Genomic DNA, 19,652 nt, shown 5'->3' on the forward strand with positions numbered 1-19,652 from the left:
CTCAGGCATGCAGAGCAAAACCCGGCTATAGTAACAGGTTGACCCGTTGTGGCTGCCTCATCTGGCAGTTCCCGCAATGCGCCGGCCGCACCACTCACTGAAAGCAAGGCAATCACATGGAACAGATCCGCATTCGCGGCGCTCGCACGCATAACCTCAAGAATATCAATCTCGATTTGCCGCGCAATAAGCTGATCGTGATTACCGGCCTGTCCGGTTCCGGCAAATCGTCGCTGGCCTTCGACACCCTGTACGCGGAAGGCCAGCGCCGCTATGTCGAGTCGCTGTCGGCGTATGCGCGCCAGTTCCTGCAGCTGATGGAAAAGCCCGACGTCGACCTGATCGAGGGTTTATCGCCCGCCATTTCCATCGAACAGAAGGCAACGTCGCACAACCCGCGCTCGACGGTGGGCACCGTGACGGAAATCCACGATTATCTGCGCCTGCTGTATGCGCGCGTCGGCACGCCCTACTGCCCCGACCATCCGGAAAACGCGCTGGCCGCCCAGTCCGTATCGCAAATGGTCGATGCCGTGCTGGCCATGCCGGAAGACACCAAGCTGATGATACTGGCGCCCGTCGTCGCCAACCGCAAGGGCGAGCACGTCGACCTGTTCGAGCAGATGCAGGCGCAGGGCTTCGTGCGCTTCCGCGTGCAAAGCGGCACGCATGCGGCCAAAATCTATGAAGTCGATGACCTCCCGAAATTAAAGAAAACGGAAAAACACACGATCGACGTCGTCATCGACCGGGTCAAGGTGAACCAGGACATCAAACAGCGCCTGGCGGAAAGTTTCGAGACGGCCCTGCGCCTGGCCGACGGCCGCGCCATCGCCTACGAAATGGATACCGCCCAGGAACACGTGTACTCCAACAAGTTCGCCTGCAATGTGTGTGGCTATTCCCTGCAGGAACTGGAGCCGCGTCTGTTCTCGTTCAACAACCCCATGGGCGCCTGCCCCGAATGCGACGGCCTGGGACACATTGAATTCTTTGACCCGAAACGCATCGTCGCGTTCCCCAATCTGTCGCTGGCGTCGGGCGCCGTCAAGGGCTGGGACCGCCGCAACCAGTTTTATTTCCAGATGCTGTCGAACCTGGCCGCCTACTACGAGTTCGACCTGGACATGCCGTTCGAGCAGCTGGACCTGAATTCACAGCAAGCCGTGCTGTACGGTTCCGGCAAGCAAGTGATCCCGTTCAGCTATGTGAACGAGCGGGGCCGTACCGTCATCAAGGAACACACGTTCGAAGGCGTGGTCAACAATCTGCAGCGCCGCTACCGCGAGACGGATTCGATGGCCGTCAAGGAAGAACTGGCCAAGTTCATCAATGAAAAATGCTGTCCATCATGCGATGGCGCGCGCCTGCGCGTGGAAGCGCGCTTCGTCAAGGTCGGCACGGGCAAGCAGCAGCGCGCCATCTATGAAGTGGCGGGCAAACCGCTGCGCGAGACGCTGGAATTCTTTGAAAAGCTGAAATTGACAGGCGCCAAGAAAGAGATCGCCGACCGCGTGGTCAAGGAAATCATTTCGCGCTTGAAATTCCTCAACAACGTGGGCCTCGATTACCTGTCGCTGGACCGCAGCGCCGATACGCTGTCCGGCGGCGAAGCACAGCGCATCCGTTTGGCATCGCAGATCGGCTCCGGTTTGACGGGCGTCATGTATGTGCTCGATGAACCGTCGATCGGCTTGCATCAGCGCGATAATGACCGCTTGATCGAAACCTTGAAACATTTGCGCGACATCGGCAACAGCGTGCTGGTGGTCGAGCATGATGAGGACGCGATCCGCACGGCCGACTACATCGTCGACATGGGTATCGGCGCGGGCGTGCACGGCGGCGAGATCATCGCCGAAGGCAGCCTGCAAGACATTTTGAAAAACAAGAAGTCGCTGACGGCGCAATACCTGAACGGCAAGCTGAAAATCGCCGTGCCGGCCAAGCGCCACGCCAGCAATCCGGAAAAGCAGCTGGTGATTACTGGCGCAACGGGCAACAACCTCAAAAAGGTCTCGCTGAGCTTGCCGGTGGGCCTGATGACGTGCGTGACGGGCGTGTCCGGTTCAGGCAAATCGTCGCTCGTCAACGACACCCTGTATCCGGCCCTGTCGCGCCATTTGTACGGTTCGCAGACGGAACCGGCGCCGCACGAATCGATCAGCGGCCTGGAACATTTCGACAAGGTCATTTCCGTCGACCAGGCACCGATCGGCCGCACGCCGCGCTCGAATCCGGCCACCTATACCGGCTTGTTTACGCCGATCCGCGACCTGTTCTCCACCGTGCCGACGGCCAAGGAACGGGGCTACAGCGCGGGGCGCTTCTCGTTCAACGTGAAGGGCGGGCGCTGCGAGGCGTGCCAGGGCGATGGCGTGATCAAGGTCGAAATGCATTTCCTGCCCGACGTCTACGTGCCTTGCGACGTCTGCCACGGCAAGCGCTACAACCGCGAAACGCTGGAAGTGCAATACAAGGGCAAGAACATCACGGAAGTGCTGGGCATGACGGTGGAAGAAGCACATGAATTCTTCAAACCCGTCCCCTTGATCGCGCGCAAGCTGCAAACCCTGCTCGACGTGGGCCTCGGCTACATCAAGCTGGGCCAGAGCGCCACCACGCTGTCCGGCGGCGAGGCGCAGCGCGTGAAATTGTCGCTGGAATTGTCCAAGCGCGACACGGGCCGCACCCTGTACATCCTCGACGAGCCGACGACGGGCTTGCACTTCCACGATATCGACTTGCTGCTGAAAGTCATCCACCGCCTGCGCGACCAGGGCAACACCCTCGTCATCATCGAGCACAACCTGGACGTCATCAAGACGGCCGACTGGATCGTCGACCTGGGCCCCGAAGGCGGCGCCGGCGGCGGGCAGATCATCGCCACGGGCACGCCGGAAGACGTGGCCGTCAACCCGGCCAGCGTGACGGGCAAGTACCTGGGGCCGCTGCTCAAGCAATAAACGGCGTCTCCCTCTCAATCCCCCGGCCAGTTGTCTTGCCCGGGGGATTTTTCTATGGGAAACTGTTCTCCCGGCCCTGTGGCCACTTTCATACCGAGGGCCATTTGTCGCTTGCATCATCACTTGCAACATTGGCGCGCCGCAGCATCGCCATTGCATTGGCTGGCGCCACGCTGCCCGCATGGGCCTGTTTTTGCCCGCCAGACGCATCCGGGGAATTCCTGCACCTTGCGCAGGCCGAGGGCAAGCGTCCGCCGTCCGTCACCTTGCCCGCCAATGCACGCGGCATCCTGTTTCTTCCCGGGCAGTATCCCGATACCCTGGCCAGCGATGAGGACGGCTATTCGATCGTCGCTCCGCCTGTCGCCCTCTCCGCGAAGCGCTTCCATATCCAGGAACGCGGCACGGGCCGCAAGCTGACACCGGTAGTGGTGCGGCTGCATGTGGAAAAGCAGATGGGCGTGCAAGATAAGGCCAGCTTTCTGGCCAATACCCGAATGCAGCAATGCGCAAAGCAAGAACAGCCGCTCACGCCACTCTGCCGCACCCTGATATCGTTGAAATGGGACTGGTCAAAACAGGAACAGGACGGCCCCAGCGACAAGGTGAAGCGATTTGCCTTACAGAATGGCTTGCGCGATGTCAGCGAAGAAGTCGATGCAGCCTACGGCCTGTACCGGATCGAGGCACGTGAAGGATTCAAGCCTGGCAAGGTACGTACGATATTTCTCTATCGCGACGGCGGGCGGCGCGTGAAGGCCGAGCTGCGCATGGCAAGAACGTCGCTGAATCTGGACGGCCAGACACCCTTCACGGTCGGCGCGGACGGTGCCGCCAGGCGCGAAAAGCTCCGCATGGCCCGCGGCGGCAGTTGCGACATTCTGATCACGCTGGCCAGCCAGCCATTGCGCCTGGCGCTGCCTCCGGCGTACGAGGCCTATCCAGCAATGCTGATGTACTTCATGCAGGAAAAACTGGAGCAGCGGGACCAGCAGCAATTCTCTGCGACACAAGGTTTTACGGCATTCCGCTATTGGCCGACAGTCTGCACCAAGATTCCCTATGGCAGCAGTTTCCATGGCCAGGGACGCGAACTGGCGATCGGCGATTGCCAGGCGCCGGCACCACGCCAGGTCAAGGCGTACGCAGGCGTACTGGAAGTGGAAGACAACCTGCATGAGACGGCGCCGCTGGCCATTACCTTTCCCGCAGAAAAGCCTGGGCAATGTCCCAAAATGATGGACAGGGTCTACCCTATTTATGTCGTGCCGGCCAAGGCCGGCTAGACACATCGTACTCGCCATAAAAAACGGCGCGGATTGCTCATGCAATCCGCGCCGTTTCTCTTTTTGCTAGCACCCCAGTCATTGCCGGCGTGTCATTTATCGCACGCCAGTCTTTGCCGGCGTGTTCTCCCCCACTACTAAACCTTATGCACTCAGCCGCTTTTCCAGCGCAGCCTTGTGACCTGTCAATTCCTGCGGCAGATGATACGCGAGTTTTTCAAACAACTCCGTATGCAATTTCAATTCTTCCACCCACGCGGCCTTGTCGATCGAGGTGATGGTGTCGAACTGTTCTTGTGTGAATGGCAAGCCATCCCAGTTCAGGTCGCCATACTGCGGCGTCGTGCCGAACAGGTTTTCCACGCCGCCCGCCTTGCCTTCGATACGCTCCAGCATCCACTTGAGCACGCGCATGTTGTCGCCAAAGCCAGGCCAGACGAATTTGCCAGCCTCGTCCGTACGGAACCAGTTGACGCAATAGATCTTCGGCAGGGCAGCCGGGTTGACCTTGCCCACCTTGACGCCCATGTCCAGCCAGTGCTGGAAGTAATCGCTCATGTTATAGCCGATAAACGGCAACATGGCAAATGGATCGCGGCGCACGACGCCCATCTGGCCCACGGCAGCCGCCGTCGTTTCGGAACCCATGGTGGCGGCCATGTACACGCCTTCGACCCAGTTGCGCGCTTCGGTCACCAATGGCACGGTGGTCGAGCGGCGGCCGCCGAAGATGAAGGCCGAGATCGGCACGCCGGCCGGATCGTCCCAGGCCGCGTCGATGACGGGGTTTTGCGTAGCAGCAACAGTGAAGCGCGCATTCGGATGCGCCGCCTTGGTGCCAGACGCCGGCGTCCAGTCCTTGCCTTGCCAGTCGATCAGGTGGCTTGGTGCTTCTTTCGTCAAGCCTTCCCACCAGACGTCGCCGTCGTCCGTCAGCGCCACGTTGGTGAAGATCGTGTTGTCGCGCATGGACGCCATGCAGTTGTAATTGGTTTTTTCGTTGGTGCCCGGCGCCACGCCAAAATAACCGGCTTCCGGGTTGATGGCGTACAGACGGCCATCGGCACCGGGTTTGATCCAGGCGATATCGTCGCCGATGGTGGTCACTTTCCAGCCGTTAAAACTTGCCGGCGGGATCAGCATGGCGAAGTTGGTCTTGCCGCAAGCGGACGGGAACGCTGCCGCGACGTAATGCTTCTTGCCTTCCGGCGATTCCACGCCGAGGATCAGCATGTGTTCGGCCAGCCAGCCCGGATTGTTGTCCGATGCTTGCGCTTCCTGGTAGCCCATGTTCGAGGCGATGCGCAGGGCGAAACATTTCTTGCCCAGCAAGGCGTTGCCGCCGTAGCCGGAACCGAAGGACCAGATTTCGCGCGTTTCCGGGAAATGCACGATGTATTTAGTGCTGTTGCACGGCCATTTCACATCTTGCTGGCCGGCAGCCCGGCGCGCCCACGCTGTGCACGCACGGCACGAACTCGCCATCGGTGCCCAGCACGTCGTACACGGCACGGCCCATGCGGGTCATGATCTTCATGTTGACGGCGACATACGGCGAATCGGACAGTTCCACGCCGATGTGCGCGATCGGCGAGCCCAGCGGGCCCATCGAGAAGGGCACCACGTACATGGTGCGGCCGCGCATGCAGCCGTCGAACAAGCCGTTCAGGGTATGGCGCATCTCGCCAGGCTCGGTCCAGTTATTCGTCGGGCCAGCCGCTTCTTTCGTTGCCGAGCAGATATACGTGCGGTCTTCGACGCGGGCCACGTCGCTCGGATCGGAGCAGGCCAGGTAGGAATTCGGGCGCTTTTCGGCATTCAGTTTTTTCATGGTGCCGCTGGCAACCATTTCAGCGCACAGGCGCTCGTACTCTTCTTGCGAGCCATCGCACCAGTAGATGCGGTCTGGCTTGGTCAGCGCGGCAATATCGGCCACCCAGTGATCAGTTTCTGTTGTTTAATATAAGCTGGGACGTTGAGTGCGGCGACGCCACCCATGACGGGCTGATTCATATTACCTCCAATACCAATAAAAGAAATTCTGGTCATTCCGGCAAGACAGGCAGCATCGTTGAGAGGTGGCTGCGGCTCACTGCGGGCGGGGTGCTCACGCGGGCAGGGCTCTGGCGTCGTTTACCTGGATCATGCACCCAGGCTGCAGGAACAGTTTGCGCTATAACTATAATCAGGAAGCTTTAAAAGTGCCGGCGATTGTACACCCGCCTAACGGCTATTCTCGCAAAAATGTAGGAGAATAGCTTGACTAATGTAGTAGGCTATTCAGCATTTCCCGTATCCTGTTATTTCCCTACCAAATCTTCACTAAAATCGGCCATCCACCATGAAAATTGCCATACTCGATGATTACCAGGATGCCGTGCGCGGCCTCGATTGCTTCAAATTGCTCGATGGCCACGAGGTCAAAGTGTTCAGCAATACGGCGCGGGGACTGGGCCAGCTGGCCATCCGCCTGGCGCCGTTCGATGCGCTGGTGCTGATCCGCGAACGCAGCAGTTTCAACCGGGCCTTGCTGTCGAAACTGCCGAACCTGAAACTGATATCGCAAACGGGCAAAGTCAGCGGACACATCGATGTGGCCGCCGCCACGGAACTGGGCATCGCCATCGCGGAAGGCATCGGCTCGCCCACGGCGCCGGCCGAACTGACGTGGGCGCTGATCATGGCGGCGCAACGCAAGATCGTGCCGTACGCGCAACATTTACAGGAAGGGCTGTGGCAAACGTCGTCAATCGAGCCGGCGCGCAACACGCTCGGTACGGTATTGAAAGGGCGCACCCTGGCGATCTGGGGCTACGGCAAGATCGGCCAATTGATCGCCGGCTATGGCCGCGCCTTCGGCATGACCATCCTCGTGTGGGGCAGCGAAGCGAGCCGCGCCGCGGCCGTGGCGGCCGGCGACACGGCCGCGCCATCGCGCGAGGCATTTTTTGAACAGGCCGACGTGCTGACCTTGCACCTGCGTCTGTCCGACGCCACGCGGGGCCTGGTAACGGCAGAAGACCTGGCGCGCATGAAACCAACGTCCCTGTTCGTCAACACCAGCCGCGCCGAGCTGGTGGCCGATGGCGCGCTGGAAGCGGCGCTGCCCCAGGGGCGCCCGGGCGCCGCCGCGCTGGACGTGTTTACGGATGAACCCTTGCCGCCCGGCTCGCCATTGCTGCTGCTGCCGAACGTGCTGGCCACGCCGCACCTGGGCTACGTCGAGCGTGACAGCTATGAACTGTATTTCCGCTACGCCTTGCAAAACATCGTTGATTTTGCGCAAGGTCAATGCACGCGCCTGCTCAATCCCGAGGCATTGCAACATGCACGCCAAGCCCCTCAGGAGCGCTGAAAGCCCTTGATCAGGTCGGGCTCGCCCGTGAGGCGGATGGCGGGCGCGGGCAGCACGTGCCTGCCGCGCCACAGGCCGGCCCAGCCGGGCGGCCAGGCGATGTCCTGGCCGGCATACGGCGCCACGCCAGCGCGCACGGCCACGACCGGCACCGGCGGCATGTCGGGCAAGGGCTCGCCCGGGGTGCGCGGCATGTCCAGGCTGTACATGTAATTGGGCAACAAGGCGTCGCAGACGCGGCCAAACCAGTCGGTGTGGTCGTCGTCGCGCCCCAGCGCCTGCGCCAGGCCTTGCGGATCGAAACGGGCCAGGGCATCGATCAACTCGCCAGTGGTGGCGCCGGGCGTGTCGCCCCAGCCCATCACGGGGTTGACGTTGTAATCGGCGCCCGAACCGTACCAGCCTTCGCGCCACGGCCGCTGCATCCAGTCGCGCGGCCCCGTAAACAAATGCCAGCGCCAGTGCAGGCCGGACGGTTTCGGCCAGGAATACAGATACAGTTTCTGATAGCCGGCCTGGTGCAGCTCGCGCACCATGGCCATCAGGCGCGCGTGCGGCATGCGGTCGGGCGGCGCGCGCCGAAACAGGATCGCTTCGCCGTCGGCAAACTGCACGTCGTCGGTCGACAGGTTCAGGTCCAGGGTCCGCGCTTCGCTGCCGAAACGGGCGGCGATCCAGCCCGTCAGCAAATTGACGGACGTGATCACCCCGTAACCGCGGTGGCGGTGAAAAATGACGGTGCCGGGAGCGAGCGCTTTCATACGGAGTCGGGGTGGCAGGCAAACAAAGAAACCAGTGTACTCACAGATGGCCAAATTTTCCAGATGCGATCCGCAACGGCCCGCAGCGGGCCCGCCATTCACGCAAGGCACACAATCCACGCTATCATGCGCGTCATTCTCCACTGACATCGTGACCACATCATGACTTTGCGCATACTCGCCACTGGCGGCACTTTCGACAAACACTACAACGAATTGAACGGTACCCTGGGCTTTTCCGACAGTCATTTGCCGGCAGCGATTGCCCGCGCGCGCATGACGGCGCCCGTGGCGCTGGAGCAATTGCCCCTGCTCGACTCGCTCGACATGCAGGATGCGGACCGCCAGCGCGTGCTGGCCTCGTGCCGCGCGGCACACGAAAAAGCCATCGTCATCATCCACGGCACCGACACCATGCGCGAAACGGCGCAGGTGCTGGGCGCGGCGAACCTGCAGCAAACGGTCATTTTGACGGGCGCCATGATCCCCTACGAAATCGACAACTCCGATGCCCTGTTCAACCTGGGGTTTGCCTGCGGCGTGGCGCAAACCTTGCCAGCCGGCGTGTACGTGGCCATGAATGGCCAGATTTTTGCATGGGACAATGTGCAAAAGAACCGCGCCGCCGGCGTGTTCCAGCCCTTGTAAGGGCGCCGATGGCGGGCAGGGTGCGCACAACAGACCGGGAAGCGGTCGACTGACACTCTGTCACAATTCTAGCAGCCCGCTTTAGCGGGCTTTTTTTACGTTTTTTGACCTTTCATAAATTCTGCAAAGCGACAGTTTTTCTCGAATTATTGTAGGTAAAACATCGAATTGCCAATAGAATAATTTTATGTTGTAAAAAAACGCCATCTATCATTTTTAAAAACAACGATATTGTTGAATATAAAACTGCAATTTAACAATTAATTTAAACATTCTTCTGTATCCACAATTTATTGCCAAATCCGACACGGTTGACATGCATTTTTTCTTGCTGAGACGACATAATGTTCGCCTCGACAAGTTATAAGTGCATTTATAACAATATTGCGCTAAGTAGTCTTCCACCTCCCACCGACGTGGTTCCGCCTACCGTACACGAGCACCGCAAGCCGTCTATCCGATAGCTTGCGCGGTGCTCGTGTACCGCTTGTCGTTATTAAAACTACTACGGAGTAATTGTTACAATGGCATTTAAAGAAAAAATTGGCGTGCGCAGCGTACGCCTGGCCCTGACCGTCCTGGCAGGCAGCGTCTTGTTCTCTGGCCAATCCATGGCGGACGAAGCAATTCAAAAAGTTGAAATTACCGGTTCGAGTATCAAGCGTATCGCCGTCGAAGGCGCCTTGCCTGTGCAGCGCCTGTCGCTCGAAGCGATCGCCAAGACCGGCGCCACCACGATTGCCGACCTGGTACAGAATCTGCCCGCCATGCAAGGTTTCCAGATCGGCGCCACGGCAGCCGGTTCCGATTCCGGTGGCCGTACCAGCGCCTCGATCCATGACATCGGCGAAAGCTATACCCTGGTCCTGCTGAACGGCCGCCGCATTGCGCCGCAAGGCGCCGACAATACGGTCAACCTGAACGCCATCCCGATGAGCGCGGTTGAACGTGTCGAAATCCTGACCGACGGCGCTTCGGCCCTGTACGGCTCGGACGCCATTGCCGGCGTGATTAACTTCATCCTGAAGAAGAACATGCAAGGCGGCAACGTCGAAGCCACCTACACCGCGCCAGAACACAGCGGCGGCGGCAATAGCTGGAATACCAACATCACCTACGGTTTCGGCAATCTGGACGAAGACCGCTACAACGTGATGGTCAGCTATCGTCACGACGAGCAAGAGAAAGTGCGCGCCACCGACCGTTCGTTCGCCCGCAGCGGCTACATTCCGTTCAGCCGCAACGGCAAAAACTACGTCTACAACAACACCAGCACGTCCGCAGCTCCAGCCAACGTCGCGCTGTCCTTCAAGGACAACAACCCGACCAAGGGCTATACCTACAATCCCTACAAACAGGCCAACGGTGATTGCGCACCGCAAAGCTATGTTTTGCAGACGAATACCAATGCGTGCGGCTTCGACGGCGCCTCAATGGTGGAAATCGTGCCGCAATCGAAGCGCGATAGCCTGTTTACCCGCGCCAGCTACAAGGTCTCGGACGACATGACGGCGTTTGCCGAAGTGGCGCTGTCGCACTATGACCTGACGGCGCGTATCGCCGCCAATCCGGTGCCGATCACACTGTTCAACCGCGATGAAAAGACTGGCAAGATCACGCAATTGCCTGGCTACAGCCAATACATTCAGCCTGGCCTGACGACGGCCCAGCAGACGGTCGGTCTGTCGTCGGTCATCGCCAACTACCGCCTCGTCGACTGGGGCCCGCGTGCCAGCCAGTCGATTACCGACACCAAGCATCTGGTGGTGGGCGTCGAAGGCGAGTTCGCCGGCTGGAACTACAGCAGTGGCCTGACCTGGTCGAAAAACGCGATCAACGAGCGCTACGTCGGCGGCTATGCCAAACGCGACAACCTCCTGTCCTTGCTCAACAACAAGGATTTCAATCCCTTGGCGTTACCAGGCCAGCAATCGGCCGCGATTCAGCAACTGATCGGCGAATCGCAATTCAGCGGTTCCGTGCGTACTGCATCGACCACCCTGCGCGGCGTAGATGCGCATGGTTCGCGTGAAGTGTTTAGCTTGCCAGGCGGTATGGCCAACATCGGCATCGGCGGCGACTACCGCGAATACAGCTACGAGCAAACGCCAGATGCCGGTGCCACCAAGGACACCATCTATGGCTTTGAAAGCAAGAAGGCTTATGACCTGAGCCGCAAGACGTATGGCGTCTTCGCCGAATTGCTGGCCCCTGTCACCAAGACCGTGGAAGTGACCATCGGTGCTCGTCTGGACAATGTGTCGGCAGTCGACAATGGCTTGACCCACACCACCACCGGCAAGAGCGAAAGCGCGTCGACCTACAAGGTGTCGGCACGCTGGCAGCCAGTGCAATCGTTGTTGATCCGCGGCTCCTACGGCACGGGCTTCAAGGCGCCAAGCATGCTGGACCTGGGTCAGCCACTGGTCAGCTCCGGTTTCACCTCCACCTCGTATGACTGCCCATTCCCGGGCACCCCAGGCTGCCAAGACAGCAAAAAGCAATACAACCGCTTGTCTGGTGGCAATCCGGACCTGAAATCGGAAACGTCGAAGCAATTCACGGCCGGTTTCCGCGTTGAGCCTAACTCGAGCTTCTCGTTCGGTGCCGACCTGTGGGATGTGAAAATCTTTGACGCCGTATCGTCGGTGGCCGAATCGCTGGCCTTCTCGAATCCAGAGAAATACAAGGATTACTTCGTCATGTTCACGCCGGCGGAAAGCCCGAAGGCATTCTATGCATTCAAGTCGCTGGCCATGAACATCGGCCAAATGCATAACCGTGGTATCGACTGGGATATGACGGCACGCAAGAAGCTGGACTTCGGCAACCTGACCGTGAACCTGAACGGCACCCACATGCTCAAGGCAGACTACACCGTGCCAGGTACGCGTAACGACTGGACCAGCAGCCTGAACATCTATGGTATCAACCAGGCCGTGACGTTCCGCGATCTGATCAAACTGACCGCCACCCTGGATACGGGCAAGCTGAGCAACACGATGGTGGTGAACTATCGCAATGGCTACACCGACGCCCTGACCGAGGTATACAACGTCGACACCAAAGGCATCGAAAAGATCCGCCTGGACGTGCCGTCGCACATCACCTTCGATTGGCAAGGCCGCTACGCGATCAACAACAAAACGTCGATCCGTGCCGGTATCAAGAACCTGTTTGACCGCAATCCACCGCTGTCGCTGCGTGCGTCGTCCGGCCACCAGGTCGGCTTCGATCCGCGTTACGCTGATCCGATGCTGCGCACGTTCTACATCACCGGTTCGTACAAGTTCTAATATAAAAACTTGAATTAGCCTGTCTGAAAAGCGCCTTGCACTTCACCGTGCCAGGCGCTTTTTTTATGCGCCCGCAGATTGCACAGGCAAAAAAAAAGGAGCCGCAGCTCCTTTTCCGTACCGATATATCTGCTTTTATGCAGTCGCTTCGCCGCCCAATGCCTCGACCACGTCGGCCATCAGCTTGGAGAGCTCGCCCGTCATCAGCATCACGTCGCCGTCGAAACGCTCTTCGTCGTTCTTCGTGCTCGATTCCGTTTCCTTGATCACGTCCAGCGGCTTGACGCTCTTGATGGCCAGGGACTCCGTCAGCACGAACGAGATCTTGTCGTTCCACGTCATGGCCAGGCGCGTGCATTGCTTGCCGGCAGCGATGTGGCGGCGCACGTCGTCCGCTTCCAAGGTGTGGCGCACGTAGCGCACGGTGGCCTTGCTTTCGCCCGTGGCGCGCAATTCCGTGTCCATGTCGACCGTGAAGCCGGCAGGCGCATCGTCGGCCTGCAGCCATTCCGTCATCACCGCCACGGGCGAGCGCTGCACGCGCAGGCTTTCCAGCGGCAATTTGTCGACGGCTTTGAGCAGCAGCTTGATCACTTCATCGGCTTTCGCCGGGCTGGCCGCATCGACCACCAGCCAGCCATTGACGGGATCGATCCACGTCCAGACGTTGCTGCGGATGCTGAAGGCGCGCGGCAGCAGTTCGTCGGCCACGCGCTCCTTCAATTCCTTCATGGCCTTCTTACCAGGCGCAAAGCCTTGCGCTTCTTCCATCTCGGCGGCGCGGGCCTTGGCCACCTGGTTGATGACGGTCGCTGGCAGCAATTTCTTTTCCGTGCCCAGCAGGATCAGCATTTGCTTGTTGACAACATGGACCAGGCCGCCCGTTCGGGCGCGGCGTATCCCAGCCCTGGCGCATCAGATCCATGCTGGTCGCCGGCGTAAATTTGTTCGAGGACAAGGCCTCTTCCAGTTGTTCTGGCGTATAGGCCCATGGTGCGGGCAGGCGGTAAATCTGAAGATTCTTGAACCACATAGTTTTTGTCTTCCGTTTGTTTCAGTAGTGCCAGGGGAACGCCATTCTACACTTTCGACATGAAAATGCCGTCAAAAGCGCGGTCTGGCGCGGTATGTATCTTGTAGGAAACGCCGCTACAGGGCGGGAAACAGCTCCGCCTGGGCGGGTATCTGCCGCGTCACGACGGCCGGATCGGACAAGGTCGAGATGCGCACGCCCAGCAGGCGGATTTTTTTCTCGAACGGCACGCGCCGCAAGCAGTCGCGGCTGGCGCGCAGGATGGCGGCGGCGTCCGCCGTGGCGCTGGGCAGGGTGACGTCGCGCGTGACGGTGCTGAAATCCTCGAAGCGCAGCTTGATGCCCACCGTGCGCCCCGCCAGCGACTGTTTATCGAGGTCGCCGGCCACGCGCGTGCACAGGCTTTCCAGCTTTTCCGACAGGGTGGCGCGGTCGCGCACCACCTGCAAGTCGCGCTCGAACGTCGTTTCGCGGCTGACGGACTTGGTTTCCCGGCTCGTCTGCACGGGCCGCTCGTCGATGCCCAGCGCCGCCTGGCGCAGCCAGCCCGTGTACAGGTCGCCGAACTGCGTGCGCAGCATGGCCATGTCGGCCCGCGCCAGCTCGCCGATGGTATTGACACCCAAGGCTTCCAGCTTGGCCGTCGCCTTCGGGCCGATACCGTTGATCTTTTTTGCCGGCAAGGGCCACACGCGCGCTTCAATGTCCTCGGGCGACAAAATGGTGAGCCCGTCGGGTTTTTCCAGGTCGGAACAAATTTTCGCCAGCAATTTGTTCGGCGCCAGGCCGATCGAGCACGACAGGCCCGTCGCCTCGGACACGGCCGCCTTCAGGCGCGCCGCCATGGGCCGGCGCCTGCTCGCCGTATTCCGTCAGGTCGACATAGATTTCATCGATGCCCACGTTCTGGATGATGGGACACAGCTGGGCCACGGCTTGCTTGAAGCGGGCGGAATACTCGCGGTAAGCCTCGAAATCGGCGGGCAGCAGGATGCTGTCGGGCGCCAGTTTCGCCGCCTTCATGATGCCCATGGCGGAAAACACGCCGAACGCGCGCGCCGCATAGGTCGAGGTGGTGACGACGCCGCGCCCCACGTAGTCGCGCATGCGCGCAAATTGCCGCGTGCCGTCTTCCTGCAGCACGGGCTGCTGCAGCCGGCCGCCACCGATCACCACCGGCTCGCCGCGCAATTCGGGATATTTCAGCAATTCCACGGAGGCAAAGAAGGCGTCCATGTCCAGGTGGGCTATCCAGCGGCGGGCGGGCGGCTCGAGAAGGGGGGAGGCAGATGTGGTCAAGGGCACCTCGCGGCGGAATGCAGTTAAATACTGTTGTTATATACAGTATCGCGCTGGAAATGCCCGTGGATGCAAGCACCGCGCCGTGTTGACTGAAATCATGATTGGCTTTTCTATTTAGCAAGAATAGAATTGCTGCACAACAACGAACCGAAGGAGTTGCCTTGTCCACAGCACATCACGCCTTGCGCCGCATTGCCGCCTGCTCATCCATCGTGCCGGCCCTGCTGCTGTCCACGCTGGCGCCATCCGCGCTGGCCGCCGACGCCACCGCTGCCACCGCGCCCGTCGCCGCCAGGACGGCCTGGCAGGAAACGCGCCACGGCACGGTCGTCACGGACGACTACCGCTGGCTGCAAAAGAAGACCGACCCTGCCGTGATCGACTACCTGAATGCGGAAAACGCCTACACGGCCGCCGTCACGGCCCCGATCCAGCCGCTGGCCGACAAGGTGTATGCGGAAATCAAGGGCCGCATGCAGGAAGTGGACCTGTCCGTTCCCGCGCGCCAGGGCAATTTCTACTATTACACGCGCGTGGAAGCGGGCAAGCAATATCCGATCCATTGCCGCCGCCCCGTGGGCGCGAAGGGCGCGTATGACGCCCAGGCGGTCGAAGAGATTTTGCTTGACCAGAATCAACTGGCCGAAGGCCACAAATTCTTTGCCGTGCGCGCCTTCAGCGTCAGCCCGAATGAACAATTGCTGGCCTACACCACGGACACGACGGGTTTCCGCCAGTACGAGCTGCATGTCAAGGATTTGAAGACGGGCAAGTTGCTCTCGGACAGCATGCCGCGCGTGACCTCGCTGGCCTGGGCGGCGGACAATGCCACCCTGATGCTGACGCAGGAAGACGCCACCACCAAGCGCGCTGACCGCTTGTTCCGCCTGGCGCTGGGCGGCACGCCGCAGCAGGTCTACCACGAGCCGGTGGAGCAATTCGCCATCGGCGTGAGCCGCACGCGCGACCAGCGCTACTTTGTGCTCACGGCGCGCAGCACGGACACGAGCGATGTGCTGCTGTTGCCAACGAACAAGCCGGAAGGCAGTTTCCAAAGCGTGCTGCCACGCGAGAAGGGCCACCGCTACGGCATCGAACACCGCGACGGCCAGCTGTATATTCTGACCAACAAGGATGCGAAGAATTTCCGCGTCGTCAGCGCGCCGGTCGCCGCGCCGCAGCCGAAGCACTGGAAACCCGTCGTGCCGCACAACAAGGATGCCGTGATCCAGTCCATCGACGTATTCCAGGGCTACCTGGTGGTGATGGAAAAGGCCCGCGCCCTGAACCGCGCGCGCATCCTTGATTTTGCGCAAAAGAACTGGAAAACCGTGCAGTTCGACGACCCCGTCTACCTGGCGACATCCGTCGGTACGCCGGAATTTTCCGCCACACAATTTCGCATGTCCTACCAGTCGCCCGTCACGCCGCCCACCGTCATCGACGTCAGCATGCAGGATGGCAAGCGCACGGTGCTGAAGCAGCAGGAAATCGTCGGCGGCTTTGACGGCAGCCGCTACACGACGCAGCGCCTGTGGGTGAAGGCGCGCGACGGCGTGCAAGTGCCGCTGTGGATCGTCTACAAGAAGGGCGTCAAGCTCGACGGTTCCGCGCCGCTGCTGCTGTATTCATATGGTTCCTACGGCATCTCGACGGAAGCCAGTTTTGCCATCAGCCGCATCAGCCTGCTGGAGCGGGGCGTCATCTACGCGCAGGCGCACATCCGCGGCGGCACGGACATGGGCGAAGCGTGGCATGAAGACGGCATGCTGATGAAGAAGAAAAACACCTTCAACGACTTCATCGACAGCGCCGACTACCTGGTGCGCGAAAAATGGACGAGTCCGAACCGCCTGATCATCCAGGGCGGCAGCGCGGGCGGCCTGCTGATGGGCGCCGTCGTCAACATGCGCCCCGAGCTGTTCCACGCCGTGCACGCGGCCGTGCCCTTTGTCGACGTGATGAACACCATGATGGATGCCAGCCTGCCGCTGACGACGGGAGAGTACCTGGAATGGGGCGACCCGAACCAGAAGGCGGCCTACGACTACATGCTCAGCTACTCGCCCTACGACAACATTGCCCGCAAGAATTACCCGGCCATGCTGGTGACGACGGGCCTGAACGACAGCCAGGTCATGTACTGGGAACCGGCCAAGTACGTGGCCAAGCTGCGCGCGCATAAAACGGACGGCAATCCCTTGCTGCTGAAAACGAATATGGGCGCCGGCCACGGCGGTGCCTCGGGCCGCTATAACGCCATCGCCGAGAACGCGTTTAATATGGCGTGGATGCTGTCGCAGTGGAATATCACGGAATAATGTGAAAAAGCGCTTGCAGAAGGATTTTAGCCATCCTATAATAGCGCCTCTTCCAGACGTGGTGACAAACGTCGGGATGGTTTTCTGAGACAAGCAACGGGTGCTTAGCTCAGTTGGTAGAGCGGCGCCCTTACAAGGCGTAGGTCGGGAGTTCGAGCCTCTCAGCACCCACCAAATCAGAAAACTGTCCAGTGCTTCATGGATCAGCAACACAGATCATACGAGCTTGGAGTGGTAGTTCAGTTGGTTAGAATACCGGCCTGTCACGTCGGGGGTCGCGGGTTCGAGTCCCGTCCGCTCCGCCAATAAAAGAAAAGCCCTTTGGTTCCCAGAACCGAAGGGCTTTTCCCATTTCAGCAGCCAAAAACACGCCAGTTCCCCCTCCTTTGAGCATTTTTGCGCTTTTCAGCAAAAAAACTGCTTTTATCCCATAAGAATAGTTGCACAAGCGCGATAGCGCCCCCTATAATAGTGCCTCTTCCAGACGTGGTGACAAACGTCGGGATAGTTTTCTGGGTATGCGGGTGCTTAGCTCAGTTGGTAGAGCGGCGCCCTTACAAGGCGTAGGTCGGGAGTTCGAGCCTCTCAGCACCCACCAAACAGAAAATTATCCAGTGCTTCATGGATCAGCAACACAGATCATACGAGCTTGGAGTGGTAGTTCAGTTGGTTAGAATACCGGCCTGTCACGTCGGGGGTCGCGGGTTCGAGTCCCGTCCGCTCCGCCAATAAAAGAAAAGCCCTTTGGTTCCTGGAACCGAAGGGCTTTTCCCATTTCCGGGCAGCAAATGCACTAGAATCAGCGCTATCCTGACTCAGTCCACGCCTTGATGCGCCTGCCCCGCAGCTTTCCCCCCTACCTCGCCCTGCGCTTGCGCCTGGCCCATCATGCTTTGCTGCAATTTGCCGCCAGCGTGACCAGTTCCGTGGAAATCTTCTTTTTCCTGGCCGGTCCCGTCCTGCTGGGCCTGCTCAGCGTCATCGCCCTGCCCGGATTTCTCGCCGTGAACCAGCCCTGGCCCGCCGCCCTGGCCATCATCGGCACGCAAGCCCTGCTCACTTGCCTGCCCGCCTGGCTGCTGCGCAAGCGATTGCTGCCGGCGCATACCGCCGCCTGGCTGCGCCAACTGCCCTTGCCGCCGCGCCTGCGCTGGCAAGCCGATATCGCCGTGGCCGGCCTGCTGATGCTGCCGCTGGGCCTTGCCTATGCCGTCTCGGCCGCCATCTGGCTGCTGCAGTCACCTCCCTGGCTGCGCCCGGTTGCCGCGCCAGGCACTATTGCCACCATTGGCGCATGGCTGCTGGCCTGGCTGCTGACGACGCTCATCGTGGCCCGGCGCCTGCGCGCGCCACGCCCCGCACAAACGGCGCGCCCGGCCACGATGAGTACCTATGTGCCGCAGCCCCCCCGCTGGCGCAGCGTCTTCCTGTGGCGCCAGCTGTTCTGGCTGCCGTTCTGGCGCAACGAGAATGTGATCGGCCTGCAGCAAAGCGTGCTGCTGGCCACGGCCGGCGCCAGCATGCTGGCCTGGCTGCTGCGCATGCCCCTCGTGCCCGCGCCGCTGCTGGGCTTGCTGGCCAGCGCCAGCCTGGTCATCGTGACGGACCGCGGCGACAAGGCCGTGCGCGAGCAGATCGCCGTGCTGCGCCCCGTACTGAACGCCTGGCCCCTGGCCAGCACGGCCCTGACGCGCCTGGCCTGCGCGGCCAGCCTGCTGCCGGCGTTTGCCGTGCTGCTGGCGGGCGCTGTCTTGCTCTACAACATCAACCCTGCCGCCCTGCAACAGCGCGTCACCACGGTGTACGCCATCACGGCCAGCGTCGCCCTGCTGGCCATCGTCGGCCTGCCCCGCCTGACGGCACGCGGGCGTGTCGCCCTCGTCGTCCTGTCCATCCTTGCCTTGAGCGCCATCGGAAGCGAATTATGGAATTGAACCTGCCTTCTCCCGTGCTGTATATCGAGCACCTCGATTTTCACTTCCCCACGCACAGCGTCTTCCAGGGGTTCAAGCAGCAATTCGGCCCCGGCATCACCTGGCTGCGCGGCGCGAACGGGGCCGGCAAGACGACCCTGCTGAAGCTGGCGGGCGGCGCCCTGCTGCCCGCGCGCGGCGCCATTCGCCTGGACGACATCGACAGCGCTCACATGCCGCTGGCCTACCGCGCGCACACGTTCTATTGCGGCGGCGATGCGCCCGCCCTGCCCTGGCTGCAGGTGCACGAATTTCTCGACCTGCACCTGGCCCTGTACCCGGGCAGCGACCAGGCCCTGCTGAACGATGAGCTGAACGCGTTTGCCCTGCTGCCAACCTTGCAGCAAAGCATCAACGCCCTCTCGCTGGGCCAGCATAAAAAACTGCAACTGGCCTTGGCCCTGGCCTTGCCCGTGCGCCTGTTGCTGATCGACGAACCGTTCAACGGCCTCGACGCGGCCGCCATGGCGCACCTGCGCGCGCGCCTGGCCGAGCCGGACCGCCTGGCGCGCCAGTGCATCGTGCTGACCAGCCACCTGGCGCCGGACGTGCCGCTGGCGGCGACGGTGGAAATATAGACAGGAAATACAGCTTTGCAGATCGGCCAAGGACAGCTTACGATGCCGTGTTGCAAAAACCGGCGATCCCGGTGCAGCCACAACGACAACATGGCGCGGTTACTCGCCGCGCCAGGCTTATTCTTGGAGATTA

General features: G+C 60.7%; 9 protein-coding genes, 4 tRNA genes and 3 pseudogenes. 12 read left to right on the top strand and 4 right to left on the bottom strand.

Translation table 11 applies throughout. From position 1 onward, the window contains the following. Positions 1-116: 116 nt before the first annotated feature. Both uvrA and ACQVLG_RS06465 read left to right on the top strand, forming a co-directional pair. On the top strand, positions 117-2,966 hold the full coding sequence (uvrA, locus tag ACQVLG_RS06460) for an excinuclease ABC subunit UvrA (protein ID WP_230542129.1): 2,850 nt from the start codon (positions 117-119) through the stop codon (positions 2,964-2,966). 104 nt (positions 2,967-3,070) lie between these two features. Next, positions 3,071-4,252 (top strand): hypothetical protein, encoded by a 1,182-nt coding sequence (locus ACQVLG_RS06465; protein WP_474293513.1) that lies wholly within the window; start codon positions 3,071-3,073, stop codon positions 4,250-4,252. Between the two features lie 144 nt (positions 4,253-4,396). Here ACQVLG_RS06465 and ACQVLG_RS06470 read toward each other — a convergent pair. Next, positions 4,397-6,265 (bottom strand): annotated as a pseudogene (locus tag ACQVLG_RS06470) (phosphoenolpyruvate carboxykinase (GTP)). A 328-nt stretch (positions 6,266-6,593) separates the two neighbouring features. Here ACQVLG_RS06470 and ACQVLG_RS06475 point away from each other — a divergent pair. Beyond that, positions 6,594-7,607: a D-2-hydroxyacid dehydrogenase family protein gene (locus tag ACQVLG_RS06475; RefSeq protein ID WP_230542132.1), complete on the top strand. Its 1,014-nt coding sequence runs from the start codon at positions 6,594-6,596 to the stop codon at positions 7,605-7,607. Here ACQVLG_RS06475 and ACQVLG_RS06480 read toward each other — a convergent pair. Beyond that, the gene (locus ACQVLG_RS06480) at positions 7,595-8,368 is read right to left on the bottom strand and encodes an L-asparaginase (protein WP_230542133.1); all 774 of its coding nucleotides are present in this window, start codon (positions 8,366-8,368) and stop codon (positions 7,595-7,597) included. The genes ACQVLG_RS06475 and ACQVLG_RS06480 overlap by 13 nt on opposite strands. A 162-nt stretch (positions 8,369-8,530) precedes the next feature. Here ACQVLG_RS06480 and ACQVLG_RS06485 point away from each other — a divergent pair, with 162 nt between their 5' ends. After that, positions 8,531-9,016 carry an asparaginase domain-containing protein gene (locus ACQVLG_RS06485; protein WP_034754431.1) on the top strand — a complete coding sequence of 162 codons (486 nt, stop codon included), beginning with the start codon at positions 8,531-8,533 and terminating at the stop codon, positions 9,014-9,016. A gap of 548 nt (positions 9,017-9,564) precedes the next feature. Then, on the top strand, positions 9,565-12,312 hold the full coding sequence (locus ACQVLG_RS06490) for a TonB-dependent receptor domain-containing protein (RefSeq protein ID WP_474293515.1): 2,748 nt from the start codon (positions 9,565-9,567) through the stop codon (positions 12,310-12,312). A 135-nt stretch (positions 12,313-12,447) separates the two neighbouring features. On the opposite strand, the pseudogene ACQVLG_RS06495 reads toward ACQVLG_RS06490, so the two are convergent. Together ACQVLG_RS06495 and dinB are read right to left on the bottom strand one after the other, a co-directional pair. Next, positions 12,448-13,345, bottom strand: a pseudogene (locus ACQVLG_RS06495) (recombination-associated protein RdgC). Positions 13,346-13,461: 116 nt separating this feature from the next. Continuing rightward, positions 13,462-14,581, bottom strand: a pseudogene (gene dinB, locus ACQVLG_RS06500) (DNA polymerase IV). Between the two features lie 227 nt (positions 14,582-14,808). Between dinB and ACQVLG_RS06505 the strand changes: the two are divergent. The 7 genes from ACQVLG_RS06505 to ACQVLG_RS06535 all read left to right on the top strand — a co-directional run bounded on the left by ACQVLG_RS06505 (position 14,809) and on the right by ACQVLG_RS06535 (position 19,519). Further along, on the top strand, positions 14,809-16,968 hold the full coding sequence (locus ACQVLG_RS06505) for a S9 family peptidase (protein WP_474293517.1): 2,160 nt from the start codon (positions 14,809-14,811) through the stop codon (positions 16,966-16,968). 98 nt (positions 16,969-17,066) lie between these two features. Continuing rightward, positions 17,067-17,142 (top strand) — tRNA-Val (locus tag ACQVLG_RS06510). A 54-nt stretch (positions 17,143-17,196) separates the two neighbouring features. Further along, positions 17,197-17,273: transfer RNA gene (locus ACQVLG_RS06515), tRNA-Asp, on the top strand. Between the two features lie 217 nt (positions 17,274-17,490). Next, positions 17,491-17,566: transfer RNA gene (locus ACQVLG_RS06520), tRNA-Val, on the top strand. A 53-nt stretch (positions 17,567-17,619) separates the two neighbouring features. Beyond that, positions 17,620-17,696: transfer RNA gene (locus tag ACQVLG_RS06525), tRNA-Asp, on the top strand. Between the two features lie 102 nt (positions 17,697-17,798). Further along, a complete protein-coding gene (locus tag ACQVLG_RS06530; protein ID WP_474295558.1) occupies positions 17,799-18,902 on the top strand; it encodes a hypothetical protein in 1,104 nt (367 codons plus the stop codon). Next, the gene (locus ACQVLG_RS06535) at positions 18,893-19,519 is read left to right on the top strand and encodes an ATP-binding cassette domain-containing protein (RefSeq protein ID WP_474293519.1); all 627 of its coding nucleotides are present in this window, start codon (positions 18,893-18,895) and stop codon (positions 19,517-19,519) included. Before ACQVLG_RS06530 ends, ACQVLG_RS06535 begins: the two co-directional genes overlap by 10 nt. The last annotated feature ends 133 nt before the right edge of the window (positions 19,520-19,652 follow it).

This window comes from Janthinobacterium sp. TPC_1 (assembly GCF_056037845.1).